The organism is Paenibacillus sp. FSL W8-0426 (genome assembly GCF_037969725.1).
GTDB classification, from domain to species: Bacteria; Bacillota; Bacilli; order Paenibacillales; family Paenibacillaceae; genus Paenibacillus; species Paenibacillus hubeiensis.
Window position 1 is genome coordinate 4,594,906 of the sequence record NZ_CP150203.1, and the last position, 13,767, is coordinate 4,608,672.

A 13,767-nucleotide genomic window follows, 5' to 3' on the forward strand; every position below is an offset into this window, starting at 1 on the left:
ACGGTATTGATTTTATGCCGAAATTTTTGTACTTTTCGGTACGATGCGGCCCGGAGGGCCCATACGGCGGCGGTTGCGGCGACCGCCCCATACGCTTCCCGCACCCATGACAAACGTGGGGATCCCTGCGGCTACGATCGAGATCGCCCATTCGCGCAGGCCGAGCGGAACCGTCTTGAAGATCGGCTGCAATGGTGGAGCGTACATGACGACCAGCATCAGAACGACCGATGAAATAACCGCCAGCACGAGGTATTTGTTCTGCAGCGGGTTCCGGTGGAAAATAGAACGGGAGCTGCGGCAATCGAATACGTGAATGAGCTGAGCCAGAACCAATGTGGCAAACGCCACGGATTGGGCTTTGATCAGCTGGCCGGGATCATTCGGCGCTGCCTTCAGCGTCAGCCAGAACGCGCCCAACGTACATATGCCGATCAATACCCCTCGGCTGATGATTTTCCACCCGAGCCTGCGGGCAAAAATATTTTCTTTGGCCCCGCGCGGCTTGTGTTCCATCAAATCCTTTTCCGGTTGGTCGACTCCAAGCGCCATTGCCGGCAATCCGTCCGTAACCAGATTCACCCACAAAATTTGAATAGGCACGAGCGGCAGCGGCAATCCCATCATCATGGCGAAGAACATCGTCAGGATTTCTCCCACGTTTGAAGCGAGTAAATATCGGATGAACTTGCGAATGTTCTCGTAAATATTGCGTCCTTCTTCGATGGCAGCGACGATCGTCGAGAAATTGTCATCGCTCAAAATCAGCGCGGAGGCTTCTTTGGTAACGTCGGTACCCGTGATGCCCATCGAAATGCCGATATCCGCCGCTTTGATGGCCGGAGCATCGTTGACTCCGTCCCCCGTCATAGCAACGACGTGTCCCTTGCGTTGGAACGCCTTGACGATGCGCAGCTTATGTTCCGGGGATACCCGCGAGAAGACATAAGCGTTCTCCACTTGTTTATCCAGCTGTTCGTCCGTCATGCCGTCCAGCTGCTGCCCGCTCAAGGAACTGCCTCCGCGCGGGAGGATGCCGAGCTGATGTGCAATCGCCTCGGCTGTCGTGCCATGATCCCCTGTAATCATGACGGTACGGATGCCGGCACGGCGGCACGTGGCGATCGCATCCCGCACTTCCCGGCGCGGAGGGTCGATCATGCCTGCCAGGCCAACGAAGACAAGCTGGTTCTCGGCGGCTTGCTCATCTTCGACTCTCTCGTCAGGTCGGACCTCCCTGAAGGCCATGCCCAGTACGCGCAAGGCGGAAGCGGCCATATTTTCGTTGGCTGCCATTACCTTTTGGCGCAATGTGCCCGTGAAAGGCACCACTTGACCTTCCCATAAAATGTAGTTGCACTGTCCAATGAGCAAATCGGGGGCTCCTTTGGTATATACCATCCGGCCGCCCTGATGATGAACGAGAACGGACATGCGTTTTCGCTCGGAATCGAACGGGAATTCCACTTGACGAGCGTACAGATCTTTCAGGCTGGCGGGAGAAAGTCCCATTTTCGTGGCCAGCGTCACTAGCGCGCCCTCGGTTGGATCACCTTTCAATTCCCAAATGATGTTATTCTCGCCGTGCTCGACGTCGCTGCTTCCCTTTTTGGCATCCTTCTTGGCGTCTTTGCCTTTCTTTTTGTTTCGCTGATCTGCATCGCTGACCGGTGAAATGCTGGCATTGTTGCACAGCGCGCTGATTTGCAGCAATCGGCGCAGCGTCTGATCGCTCTTCAATTCCAACGTCCGTCCATTCTCCAGCATCTGCCCCTCTGGAGCGTATCCGTCCCCGGTTACCTTGATGCTGCGGCCTTCCACCCACACGTCCGTTACCGTCATTTTGTTCTGGGTCAGCGTGCCGGTCTTGTCCGAGCAAATGACCGAAGCACAGCCCAGCGTTTCAACGGAAGGCAGCTTGCGGACGATCGCTTTCCGTTTGATCATGCGCTGTACGCCGAGCGCAAGGGCAATTGTGACGATGGCTGGCAGCCCTTCGGGAATTGCGGCCACGGCGAGGCTGACCCCGGCCAGGAACATGCCCACCGCAGGCTGTCCATGCAGGATGCCTGCTACGACAACCATCACGGTTAACGCCAGGGCAACCATGATCAAAATTTTGCCCAATTGCTCCAGACGGTGCTGCAGCGGCGTTTCCTGTTCTTCGGTATTTTGGATCAGGTCGGCAATTTTGCCCATTTCGGTATCCATGCCGGTACGAATGACAATCCCTTTTCCCGTACCCCGGGTTACCATGGTACCCATAAAGCCGATGTTTTTCTGGTCCCCGAGCGGCACTGCCGCATCCGGGATCGGGTTGCAGTGTTTGCTGACCGGCACCGATTCACCCGTAAGGGCGGATTCCTCGACGTCCAGGCTGTTCGTTTCGAACCAACGCACGTCGGCCGGGACGCGGTCCCCGCTTTCCACAAACACGATATCGCCCGGCACCAACAGCTTGGCTGCCAGATGAACCTCTTTTCCCGATCGCCATACCTTGGCCGCAGGAGCGGACAGCTGTTTCAAGGCCCGCAGCGAACGTTCGGCCCGAAATTCCTGCACGAAGCCCAGAATGGCGTTAAGCACAATGATGGCCACGATCGTGATCGCATCCAAATACTCTCCCAGCAACCCGGATACCAGCGTTGCCCCCATCAGCACCAGTACCATGAAATCCTTGAACTGGTTCAGCAGCAGCGTGATCGGGGATATGCGTTTTCCTTCGCTCAGCTCGTTAGAACCTGCTGTTTTCCTTTTCTCCGCCGCAGCTTCATCCGTTAAACCAACCTCCGGACTGACGCCAAGCATTTGCTGGAGCTCCTCAACCCTCAGTTGATGCCAATTGGTCTGTTCCATGCTTCCAGATTCCCTCCCAATCTGTTTTCCCGTGCGAGACGTTCGGTCATGCTGCGCCGACACATGGCGTACAGGTTGTACGCCCTGCCGGACAAACTGCCTGCTCTATATCTATTCGGACAGGACCCCAATTATCACCCGGAAGGCGAATCCTTTCCCTGATGCCCGGAATAAGCTAAAATAAAAGTCTGAGGAAAACCCGTGACGGTTGCCGTGATTCCGTTTCGCCACCAGGCCGCCCGGGCAAAGCAGATTGAACACTTTTTTACATATCCGCAAATGCTAACGTGTTCAAGGAACGATCCACAGATTACCGACAGAGCATTTCACGAAATGCTTGCATAGAGAGGAAGTTGAAAAACATGGCATTGGACGGCATCGTTACACGCGCCATCGTACATGAACTCCAGGGCTGCAAAGGCGGCCGCATCAGCAAAATCCATCAGCCGAACGATCATGACGTGGTCCTGACCTTACGGGCGCAGCGAGGAAACAGCAGGCTGCTTGTCTCGGCAAGCCCGACCTACCCGCGCGTGCATTTTACCGAAAAAACGTTTATCAACCCCGCCGAAGCACCGATGTTCTGCATGTTGCTGCGGAAACATTGCGAAGGCGGCATTATCGAGGACATTCGTCAAGTCGGCATGGAACGCATCATTCACATCGACGTGCGTCAGCGCGACGAACTCGGAGATGTCTCGAGCAAACGCATCGTCATCGAACTGATGGGACGCCACAGCAATATTGTGCTGCTCGATCCGGCTACCGGAACGATTCTGGACGGCATTCATCATGTTACCCCTTCCATCAGCAGCTACCGGGTCATCATGCCCGGATTTTCCTACACTGCGCCGCCGGAGCAGCACAAACTGAACCCGCTTGAAGCCACACGGGAACAATTTGCGTTCAGCTTGCAGTCTTCCGAAGAGGAAGCCGCCCGCTGGTTCGTCGGTTCGTTCAGTGGGCTTAGTCCCCTCGTCGCCGGAGAAATCACATATCGCGCGTTCGGGACAGACGGGGAGACGTCGAATGGAACGAAAGATACGGAGCAATTATGGAATGCATTTCGTTCCGTCATGGACGATGTGCAGGAAAACCGATACACGCCGATGACGGGGGCCAATGCCAAAGGAAAATTTGTCTTCTCCGCCATCTCGCTGCATGGGATTCAAGATTCCGTCAAAACCTATGACACCATCAGCCAATGCATGGAAGATTTTTACGGCGACAAAGCCGAACGGGACAGCGTCAAGCAAAAGGTCAGCGACCTGTTGCGTTTTATTCAGAACGAGCGGAGCAAAAACGTCAAAAAACTCGACAACCTGCACAAGGATTTGCTTGAAGCCGACGACGCGGACAAATACAGGATATGGGGCGAGCTGCTGTTTGCCTCCTTGCACCAGATCAACAAAGGCGACACCCAGGCCGAGCTCGTGAACTTCTATGACGAGGACCAGGCGACCGTCACCATTCCGCTGGACCCGCTGCTGACGCCGTCGGACAATGCCCAGCGTTACTTCAAGCGTTACAACAAATACAAAAACAGCCTGGCGGTCATTCATGAACAACTCGGCAAGACGAAGGAAGAAATCGTCTATATGGACAACCTGCTGCAGCAGCTTTCCAGCGCATCCATGAGCGATATCGAGGAAATTCGCGACGAGCTGGTACAGCAGGGTTACCTGCGCGACCGGGCCAAAAAAGGCAAAAAGAAAAAGAAGAACGATCGCCCTACCGTGCATCAGTTTACTTCCTCGGAAGGCATCGACATTCTGGTCGGCAAAAACAATCTGCAGAACGAATACGTGACGAACCGCTTGGCTTCCGCCAACGACACGTGGCTGCATACCAAGGACATTCCCGGCTCTCACGTCGTCATTCGCAGCCAGGAATTCGGCGATGCCACGCTGGAAGAGGCGGCCCAGCTGGCCGCATATTTCAGTCAAGCCAAGGAATCCAGCAGCGTGCCCGTCGACTACACATACATCCGCCATGTTCGCAAGCCGAACGGGGCTAAACCGGGTTTCGTCATTTACGATAATCAGAAAACGCTGTTTGTTACACCGAACGAAGAGTTGATTAAAAGCCTGCCTTCTACCGTCAAGAACGGTTAAAGGTGTTGCTCCCCCATTTATGTACCGATGATGCATACGCATTAAAAAATCCCGCAAGCAGCCTTGTTTGACTGCTCGCGGGATTTTTATGTCGTTTCATGCCAAAACAAGGCTCTGCTTATGTGTCATGGTTAACTGTGGAGACATACATTGGCGCCTAGCTAACGCCTGTTTCATTTCGCTCTGCTGCAGCCTTCAGCTTGGCGAGCACATCGGCAGAGACCGTCCGGCTTCCCAAATCGCCATGAAAAACAACCCCTTGCCGCTCACCATGATAATCCGACCCTCCCGTCTCGATCAGGTCAAACTCGCCGGCGAACTGCGCGTACCTGCGTTCTTCCTCTGGCCCATGGTCGGAATGAAAGACCTCGATGCCATCAGGCTTGGCCTGGTGCAATATATCCCTAACCAGATCATCATCGCCGTACAGGCCCGGATGTGCGATCACCGCCGCACCGCCCGCTTCCCTAATCCACTGGCATGCATCTTGCGGCGTTACCCGGGGTACCGATACGAAGCCCGGCTTGCCTTCAGCCAAATATTGATCGAACGCGTCTTTCATGTTGGCAGCGTATCCTTTGCGTACCAACACGTCAGCCATGTGCGGTCTGCCGATGCTTTCGTCGGGCTGAAGCGGCCGTCCAAGTGCATCGATGACTTCTTGCCATGTGATATCCAGCCCCAGTTCCCGTAATTTCGCGATGATTTTATGGTTGCGCTGGTCTCTTGCCTCCCGCAGGCCGCGAAGTCTCTCCAAAAACCGAACATCGTTCGGGTCCATGTAATAACCGAGTACGTGAATGTCCTTGCCGCCGGCACGGGTACTGATTTCCACCCCAGGCACGACGTCGATCCCTTCTTCCAATCCTGCTTGAACCGCTTCGGCAATGCCCGCTACCGTATCATGATCCGTAATCGCTACCGCAGCGAGTCCCTTCCGCTTGGCCAACTTCACGTTCTCCGCAGGCGGCTGCATGCCGTCCGAGGCTTGCGTATGGGTATGCAGGTCGCATTGTCCATTCAGTGGTTTCATCCTTAACATCTCCTTTATCATCTATATAAACCGCACTAAACAATCACACAAGGCACTGCGAGTGCAGTACCATCTTCCGATCGCTTATTTATCCGTCCCCTGCTCCTGGTGGCGAAGATAATTGAGGAAAGCTATTGCCGGCAGCGGCGGGAGTGATGACTTCAAATGAATGGCGTAGAACTGGCGCTTGAACTCCAGTCCGCGAATATCCACGATCCGCACCAGCCCCAGAGCGAGTTCATGCTGCACCGATGAGGGGGACAGCATCGTGATGCCCACGCCCGCCTCGACTGCGGATTTTACGGCTCCCGTGCTGCCAAGCTCCATCACAACATGAATATGCCGGGCATCAATATCTCGTTTTAGCAGCTCATCCTCCATGACTTGGCGGGTTCCCGACCCTTTCTCACGAAGAACAAACGGATAAGTCAACACTTCCTCAAGCTCGACTTCTCCACGATCAAGGGCGTGTCCTGCCGGGACTACCAGCTTCAGTTCATCCTGCATAACCGTCTCCACGACCATGTCAGGGTGCTGTACGGGTGCCTCGATCAGCCCCAGATCAAGTTGATGTTTCAGGATATCCTCCATAATTTGTGCAGTATTCATGACCTTCATCACGATCGAAGTATCGGGATATTTTTTGGCAAAGGGTCCTAACATCCGGGGCAATACGTATTCGCCGATGGTGAGGCTTGCTCCCAGCTGCAGCCTGCCTTGAAGTTTCTCGGTAAAGGCGGACATCGCTTCGTCCGTCTGCCGCACCAGCTCAACGCTTCGTTTCGCATAGGGCAGTAAAGTCAGCCCCGCTTCGGACAGCTCCAATTTTTTGGTGGAACGATGCAGCAGCTTGATACCGAAATAGTCCTCCAGCGACTGGATCTGCATCGTTACCGCAGGCTGGGTCATATGAAGCGCTTGGGCTGCAGCCGAAAAGCTACCCCTCTCTGCCACCGTATAAAAGATATGTAATTGATGAAAATTCATGGCTTCGCCCCTCTTCTTTACACTCTCTCCATTGTAGCCCATTTCTTCGATTCCAACAAAAAAAGCATGCAGCTTGTCTGCATGCGATGTAGCCTAATGCTATGATGGTATACGTTCGGGATAAGGTTACTCCTAATCGTTACTTGTGCTTGCGGCTGTTTTTCACCAGCGTCATCCTTCTGGAATGTCTCAGCCAGGAATAATACGATTTCAAATCGCGAAGCTCGATCGTCTCCGACATCCGTCCGAGAAACGTTACGATGATCATTTTGTGCAGCGGATTGCCGGCAATATCGTATTCCCCTTCAAGCTCGGAAAATTCAGCAACCACTACCAAATCGTCATCAATCAGGTATACATCCTGCTCATTGCGGTAATATGGCGTAATACGGTCTTGCTTCAGGCACTCCCATAACCATGTCGCAATATGGTCATCGTCATTATGTTTCGGCTCGATCCGGTCCGTGTACCGAATCTTGGCATGGTGGGTAATAACGATGTCGGCCACTTTTTTGTCTCCAAGAGCCACAAAGAAGGGCTCGTACGTGCTCCAACGTTGCATCACCTTATCACGCATGGGAATCACTCTCCACCAGATAGGACTTTCTATCTATTTGTTAACCAATATATTACAACATAAGTCCCGCAACCTCAAGGCATATGTTTCATTTTTTTCACAAAACAAGCTTGCTGCATAATGGAACAAAAGAGCGGCCCCGAAAGGCCCCTCCATAAAGACGTTTTCCTGCATCGGCCATGGGCTTCGACGCTCAGGCGCGACAGCGCAGGTCACAATCCGTAATAACTCGTTTTATCTGCCGTTTTGCTTGCATACTCCGTCTTGATTTCGTTCCGGTAGGAACGCTCGATTTTGCGCACATAGGAAAGGCGCTTCACGTTTTTCATCGTATCGTCGGCCCGATCGGCATTCACGTACATGACCACATAATGCATGCGGCGGGATATGTAGTGAACGGTGCCATATTTATCGAGATTGCGGGCAGCTTTTAAATCGCTGACCCAAATAATGAATCCTGTTCTTTCGGCAAACATCATCTTTCCCGCCTTTCTAAAATGGAGGCCGGACGCTGCATCGGGTCCGGCCTGTCTGATATTATCGTTCCCTTCTCCGTGCCAGCGCCGGCTCAGCCGCCACAGCCGCATTTACCCCCGCTGCCGCAGCCGCCTTTGGGGTTCGGATCATTGCTTGGAACCTTGATGCTGGAGGATACCGCAAAAGCAATCGTCTCCGACATTTGGTGCAGCATGTCATCAAGCCGGCTCTCCGCTTGTTTGAAACGAACCACTGCTTCGAACTGCTCCAATTCCATCTCCACGTCGCGAACCTGATCTTTGGCCGCATGGTAATCCGGATGAAAATGCCCAAAACGCTGCGTTTCCTCGAAAAGCTGCTTTTTGCTTTCCAGTTTGCGGATCCCCGCCTGGATGTCGGGATTCGTATCAACTTGCTGCTTCCAATATAAATAATCCGATACTTCGGCAGATTGATTGATCATGTCGGCCAATTCATATGCGCCCGTCAACACTTGGGCCATATCGACCGTGTTTATTTCCGCTACGCTCATGAAATCATCCCTATCTATATATAAAGTTCTACGTAACGTAGACTACTTTATCATAGCATATCCCTGATGGGTTAAGAAGAGTTTTTCCTGCATTTAGAAAACAGGGCGCAACAACGACGCCCAAATCGAAAACACCGCATGGGAAGCATGGACGCAGCTCATTTTCACCATTCGATGCGGGGAATTACATCTCAGGTACGAGGATGCGCATTTCTTCCCAATCGCAGGGCGAGAAGTTTTCGCGTATGGCTTTGCCGTCAGGCGCAGATACGTTCCATCCGGTCAACGTCCATGATTCATGGCCATGGATCTTTTCGGGAATCACGAAAACTAGCTCATCCTTCATCTTCATGACCAGTTTTGTCTGCCACTCAATGGCTTGGGCCGCGATTTGGCGCGCCGTGGATAGATGATACCGCCTCCAGTCGTTGTGCCACACGTCCGGCACCCGGTCCAAATCCGGCAGTATATCCTCCTTTTGATTCCGGAAGGGGACGGATTCAAGACGAAGCCATCCGCGGCTGGACTCGACAAGCCCATCACCAAGGTGGTCGCGAAACGCAATCCGGTCGGGCTTTTCCTTCTCGAGGCCGCCTTCGACCGGATCCTCGCCGTAAACAGCGCCCATATCCGCCTTTGGCACCTCATGCTTCATGAGCAGCGCGCCGCCTCGCCTTTCCGACGGATGGCCCCCTCCCCATTCTTCAAGAGCAAGTTGGATGTGGGGATGAAGCTCCTCCATCGCATTTAGCGCGAGGCAGCGGATGACCTCTTCCGCCGATGTTCCGAAGTGCGCAGCTTTGGCAAAGCTCTCTCGGCTTAAACGATATACGCTAAGGCGATCGCGATGAACCAATTCGGCGCAGCACTCTGCCACCCAATGCACGGAAGGGGCTGCCTCGCTAGGAACGAGCAGTTCGAAATCAGGTTGAATGATGATACGAGGCAACCGCGCATCCTGCGTCCCATCCTCCCTCTCCGTTCCATACAACAGCGAATGAGGATCAACAAGCCAGCGAAACACGATCCCTTCCGCAGCGTCTTGGCCGATTTCGCCAAAACCCCAACCCGCCAATGCCTCCAACCACCCCAGAATTCGGGGGAATACATGGTCCCATTCGGGTTTCCACCCCGGATCAACCGAAATCGAAACGGTTTTGGCATGTTCATGTTCATGGGGAGCAGCAGCATCGCGCCATTCACGGATGAACGGCAGTACCTGCCGCAAACCAAACCATTGGTCTTTGCCCGGCGCGAGCAACAGCAGGCGATACTGCACGTGCTGCATGACGGGGTTCGTTGCAGCATACCTGTCCGCGCACAGCCCATAGATCTTCCTGTGCATCGCGCTCCAGGGCAAATCCAGCCATGAACTCAGCCGATCTTGAGATATGGCGTACACGTCCTCGTTCTTTTGAATAAGCCCCAATGAAAGCAGCAAGTCCAGCATGATCGCAACGTGGCGCGGATAAACCTCTTGATGCTTATACTGAAAAACCAGGCCATTCACATCTTCCGGCCGCATGCTGGTCATACGGTCAAGCTGGTTTATTGCTTTTTTGTGCAGTGTGCCCTTTCGGGTCAATGGCAGACCTTTGCTTCCGAACCAGGCAAGCACGTGCAGCAGATCGAGGGCTATGTTGGTTTTCCCTTCCCGCCATACGGCCATGCCCACGCGATGGGGCGAAGGGCTTAACCCCCCGCCCTGAAGCGGCGAAACGGAGCTGGAGGAGAAAGGCGGGACACCTTCCAAAGCGCGGCCGATTCTCCGTTCAAAGGCTGCTGCGAGTATAGGGAGGTGGGCAGCCGGGATGTAGTACAAACATTCGCCCCAAGCTTTGCGGACGGCCTGTATCCATCCCTTCTCCCATAATGAGGCAAACGCCGCTTTCGCCTCCGCCCGGCTAAGTCCTTCTTCGGCCCAATCGGCCGCAGCCATTACCGACGCAAAGGGTTGGCCTGCATGCTTGCAAAAAAAGGCTCCCAATACCGTCTGCTCCATTGCCGGCAATGCTGAAACCATGTTCGCCCCGCATGTATCTTCGAAATGCATCGAACCACCACGCCCTCCTTTTCAGAAACATTCAGAAAACAGGGAACTCACAACGCTATATATCCTCATGTCTAATCGTGTATTCATAACCTTGCTCAATCAGAAACAGTTGTCTGTTTATCGCAAATTCTTGTTCCCTGCTGTTCTCGGATACAAGCGTATAAAAGAAAGCTTTGTTCTCGCCCGATTTTGGTCGCAAAATACGGCCGAGACGCTGCGCTTCTTCCTGCCTTGATCCAAAGCTTCCCGATATTTCAAGGGCAACAGCCGCATCGGGAAGATCCACGGCAAAGTTGGCGACCTTCGAAACGACAATCGTTTTTATTTCACCGCGCCGAAAAGCCGAAAACCACTTGTTTCTCTCCGGTTGCGACATTTGACCCGAAATCAGGGGGGCGTTAATTTCCCGGGCAATCCCCTCCAGCTGATCCAAATACTGACCAATCACTAGCGCCGGAAGCTCTGCGTGAGTATCGAGCAGCCTGCGAACGACCTTGGCCTTGGCCGGATTTTCGGCAGCGATGCGGAACTGGTGTTTGCTGCCTGCCCGATCGTATTTCGATCTCCATTGAGGGGATAATGGGACGCGGATTTCCTGACACTGCACGTTAGCAATCCAACCTTGATGCTCCAGCTTCTTCCAAGGCATATCGTACAGTTTGGGACCGATCAATGAAAATACATCCTGCTCACGGCCGTCCTCGCGAACCAGCGTAGCCGTCAGCCCGAGCCTCCGCGTGGTCTGGATATCGGCAGTGGCCCTGAATACAGGGGCAGGCAGCAGATGTACTTCATCATAAATGATCAGCCCCCATTTCCGTTCGCTGAGCAATCGGATATGGGAAAATTCCGCTTGTTTCGATTTGCGGTGGGTCAAAATTTGGTACGTCGCAACCGTAACCGGTCTTATCTGCTTTTTCTGACCGGAATACTCCCCGATCTGTTCGGGAGCAAGCTCCGTTTTATCCAACCATTCAGCAATCCACTGACGAACCGACGTCGTGTTGGACGTCAAAATGAGGCATTCGCATTGCAGCCGCTGCAATACAGCCATGCCAATGACGGTTTTGCCTGCCCCGCAGGGCAGCACCAGCAGTCCGCTTCCGTTCATGGCGTCGCTTCCGCCAAAAGCTTCGACCGCTTCCTTTTGATAGGGACGCAACGAAAATGCACCAGCACGCCATCCAATGGACAACGGCGTTCCCTCCCGATATCCGGCGTAATCCAGCACGGGATATCCAAGTCGTGTCAGCTCCTGCTTCAGCAGGCCCCGATGCTCGCCGCCCAGCACGAATTCCGCACGGCTTGAGCGCTTCAGGCCAAAAGCGGATAAGGAACGAGCTTCGGCCAACTCGTCGAGCAGTTCTTCATCACCGACCAGCCGCAACTGCTGCGATTCCTCGCTTGCGTGCAACTGCAGCCTGCCATATTGGTTCATCGTTCTGCGAATAAACTCCGCCAAGGATGCGGGCATGTCCCAGCGCGAATGCTGGTTCAGGCTTGCCATGATTCCATCTGCATTCCATCCCATGGCCGCAGCGTTCCATAGCGATAAAGACGTGATCCGATACGTATGCCATGCAGACGGCGTCTTGATCAACTCTGCGTAAGCCGTCAGCTGCGACCTCGCCTGCTCGCTGCCAGGATGATCCGTTTCCAGCAAAATCGTAAAGTCCCGCTGCACGATGCAAGCCCCTGTCGTTTCCATGCTTTCCTCCTATGAATATCACATTGACCCGAATTCATCCTTTTCAACACGTCGAAGAAATTCCGGTCGACGCTACAAATAAAAAAAACACCCTATTCCTTAGGAATAGAGTGCCCAATACTGGAAAAATCATTCGAAAGACGAAGCATACCCCTTGGCCATCGCAATGAACAACTGAACGCCAAGCTGCATCGCGTCTTCATCGAAGTCAAACTTCGGATGATGATGGGGATACACGGCCCCTTTCTCCGGATTGCCTGCACCCACAAACATGAAACAGCCGGGAACCTGCTGCAAATAATACGCAAAATCCTCCGCAGGCATCAGCATCGGCGTTGTCTGGACGTTGCTTTCACCGAATACCTGAACGGCTTCACGGAAAAAACGCTCCGATTCCGTTTTGTCGTTCACCACGGGCGGATAACCCATGATGTAATTCACATCGGTTTGCGCGCCATAAGCCGCGCCTGTCTGGGCAACGACCGTATGTACCCTCTCCTTCATCGATGCCCGGGTCGCCTCGTCAAACGTCCGGATCGTCCCGCTTAGTTTGCAGGATTCGGCAATGACATTTTGAGCCGAACCGGCTTGCATCGTGCCAATGGTCAGCACAGCCGGACAGAGCGGGTCCACGGACCGGCTGACTACCGTTTGCAGCTGCATGACCAGCGCCGAACCGGCGACCACGCTGTCCACCGTCGATTGCGGCATGCCTCCATGCCCGCCTTTACCTGTAAGCGTGACGTAGAAATCGTCCGCCGCAGCCATCATCGGTCCTTCCTTGCTGGCTGCCACGCCCACCGGAAGCGGTGTCCAGAGATGAATGCCATAGATGACGTCCACACCTTCAAGCGCACCGTCGGCGATGACTTTGACTGCTCCGCCGGGAAGAAGCTCCTCCGCAGGCTGAAACAAAAAACGGATTTCGCCCCGAATGTCGGACCGATGGCGACTGAAATACAGTGCCGTTCCCAGCAGGATCGAGACATGGCCGTCATGACCGCAGGCATGCATGGCCCCCGCCGATTGCGAAGCGTATTCCACGTCTTTTTCATCCTGAATCGGGAGCGCGTCCATGTCGGCACGAAGCATGACGACCGGCCCGGGCTGTTCCCCGCGCAGAATGCCGATGACGCCATGTCCCCCCACATGGCGCTGCACTTCAATGCCGAAGCTTTCCAGCATGTCCGCGATGAAGGTCGACGTTTTCTCCTCATGAAAGGAAACCTCAGGATTACGGTGAAGGTGACGGCGCCATTCCACCATATGGATCTGCAGATCCTCCCACCATATTTTGTTTGTCATTTCTCCCATCCTTTCTTTCTTGAGCAGAGCTTCTATCAGGCCCGCAACAACCTTGGCAAACCTATTGCTGTATATTGTAGCAGAATTGGAAGAAATCCGATACGAAACGGTGTTCGAAAGCTTGC

Annotated in this window: 10 protein-coding genes; 1 reads left to right on the forward strand and 9 read right to left on the reverse strand. The window is 53.9% G+C overall.

What is annotated here, in order from left to right; all coding sequences use genetic code 11:
* Window positions 1-12: 12 nt before the first annotated feature.
* Window positions 13-2,856: a calcium-translocating P-type ATPase, SERCA-type gene (locus MKY59_RS20500; protein WP_339273481.1), complete on the reverse strand. Its 2,844-nt coding sequence runs from the start codon at window positions 2,854-2,856 to the stop codon at window positions 13-15.
* A 362-nt stretch (window positions 2,857-3,218) separates the two neighbouring features.
* Between MKY59_RS20500 and MKY59_RS20505 the strand changes: the two genes are divergently transcribed.
* The gene (locus tag MKY59_RS20505; protein WP_339273483.1) at window positions 3,219-4,970 is read left to right on the forward strand and encodes an NFACT RNA binding domain-containing protein; all 1,752 of its coding nucleotides are present in this window, start codon (window positions 3,219-3,221) and stop codon (window positions 4,968-4,970) included.
* A gap of 157 nt (window positions 4,971-5,127) precedes the next feature.
* On the opposite strand, the gene MKY59_RS20510 is transcribed toward MKY59_RS20505, so the two are convergent.
* The 8 genes from MKY59_RS20510 to MKY59_RS20545 form a co-directional block, all read right to left on the reverse strand.
* Window positions 5,128-6,003, reverse strand: coding sequence for a PHP domain-containing protein (locus MKY59_RS20510; protein WP_236416437.1), 876 nt, complete (start codon window positions 6,001-6,003; stop codon window positions 5,128-5,130).
* Between the two features lie 84 nt (window positions 6,004-6,087).
* Window positions 6,088-6,990: a selenium metabolism-associated LysR family transcriptional regulator gene (locus MKY59_RS20515; RefSeq protein ID WP_236416440.1), complete on the reverse strand. Its 903-nt coding sequence runs from the start codon at window positions 6,988-6,990 to the stop codon at window positions 6,088-6,090.
* A gap of 139 nt (window positions 6,991-7,129) precedes the next feature.
* Window positions 7,130-7,567: a hypothetical protein gene (locus MKY59_RS20520; RefSeq protein WP_236416443.1), complete on the reverse strand. Its 438-nt coding sequence runs from the start codon at window positions 7,565-7,567 to the stop codon at window positions 7,130-7,132.
* A gap of 212 nt (window positions 7,568-7,779) precedes the next feature.
* Window positions 7,780-8,043, reverse strand: coding sequence for a YlbG family protein (locus MKY59_RS20525; RefSeq protein WP_236416733.1), 264 nt, complete (start codon window positions 8,041-8,043; stop codon window positions 7,780-7,782).
* A 92-nt stretch (window positions 8,044-8,135) separates the two neighbouring features.
* Window positions 8,136-8,576, reverse strand: coding sequence for a YlbF family regulator (locus tag MKY59_RS20530; RefSeq protein WP_236416445.1), 441 nt, complete (start codon window positions 8,574-8,576; stop codon window positions 8,136-8,138).
* 184 nt (window positions 8,577-8,760) lie between these two features.
* Window positions 8,761-10,629, reverse strand: a complete 1,869-nt coding sequence (locus MKY59_RS20535) for a helicase-associated domain-containing protein (RefSeq protein WP_339273489.1) — start codon at window positions 10,627-10,629, stop codon at window positions 8,761-8,763.
* Between the two features lie 55 nt (window positions 10,630-10,684).
* The gene (locus tag MKY59_RS20540) at window positions 10,685-12,337 is read right to left on the reverse strand and encodes a DNA repair helicase XPB (protein WP_339273490.1); all 1,653 of its coding nucleotides are present in this window, start codon (window positions 12,335-12,337) and stop codon (window positions 10,685-10,687) included.
* A gap of 129 nt (window positions 12,338-12,466) precedes the next feature.
* Window positions 12,467-13,642, reverse strand: coding sequence for a M20 family metallopeptidase (locus MKY59_RS20545; RefSeq protein WP_236416454.1), 1,176 nt, complete (start codon window positions 13,640-13,642; stop codon window positions 12,467-12,469).
* Window positions 13,643-13,767 lie beyond the last annotated feature (125 nt).

Coding starts and splice junctions, on each gene's coding strand:
- MKY59_RS20500 (WP_339273481.1), bottom strand. CDS start 2,856: ATGGAACAGACCAATTGGCATCAACTGAGGGTTGAGGAGCTCCAGCAA.
- MKY59_RS20505 (WP_339273483.1), top strand. CDS start 3,219: ATGGCATTGGACGGCATCGTTACACGCGCCATCGTACATGAACTCCAG.
- MKY59_RS20510 (WP_236416437.1), bottom strand. CDS start 6,003: ATGAAACCACTGAATGGACAATGCGACCTGCATACCCATACGCAAGCC.
- MKY59_RS20515 (WP_236416440.1), bottom strand. CDS start 6,990: ATGAATTTTCATCAATTACATATCTTTTATACGGTGGCAGAGAGGGGT.
- MKY59_RS20520 (WP_236416443.1), bottom strand. CDS start 7,567: ATGCGTGATAAGGTGATGCAACGTTGGAGCACGTACGAGCCCTTCTTT.
- MKY59_RS20525 (WP_236416733.1), bottom strand. CDS start 8,043: ATGTTTGCCGAAAGAACAGGATTCATTATTTGGGTCAGCGATTTAAAA.
- MKY59_RS20530 (WP_236416445.1), bottom strand. CDS start 8,576: ATGAGCGTAGCGGAAATAAACACGGTCGATATGGCCCAAGTGTTGACG.
- MKY59_RS20535 (WP_339273489.1), bottom strand. CDS start 10,629: ATGCATTTCGAAGATACATGCGGGGCGAACATGGTTTCAGCATTGCCG.
- MKY59_RS20540 (WP_339273490.1), bottom strand. CDS start 12,337: ATGGAAACGACAGGGGCTTGCATCGTGCAGCGGGACTTTACGATTTTG.
- MKY59_RS20545 (WP_236416454.1), bottom strand. CDS start 13,642: ATGACAAACAAAATATGGTGGGAGGATCTGCAGATCCATATGGTGGAA.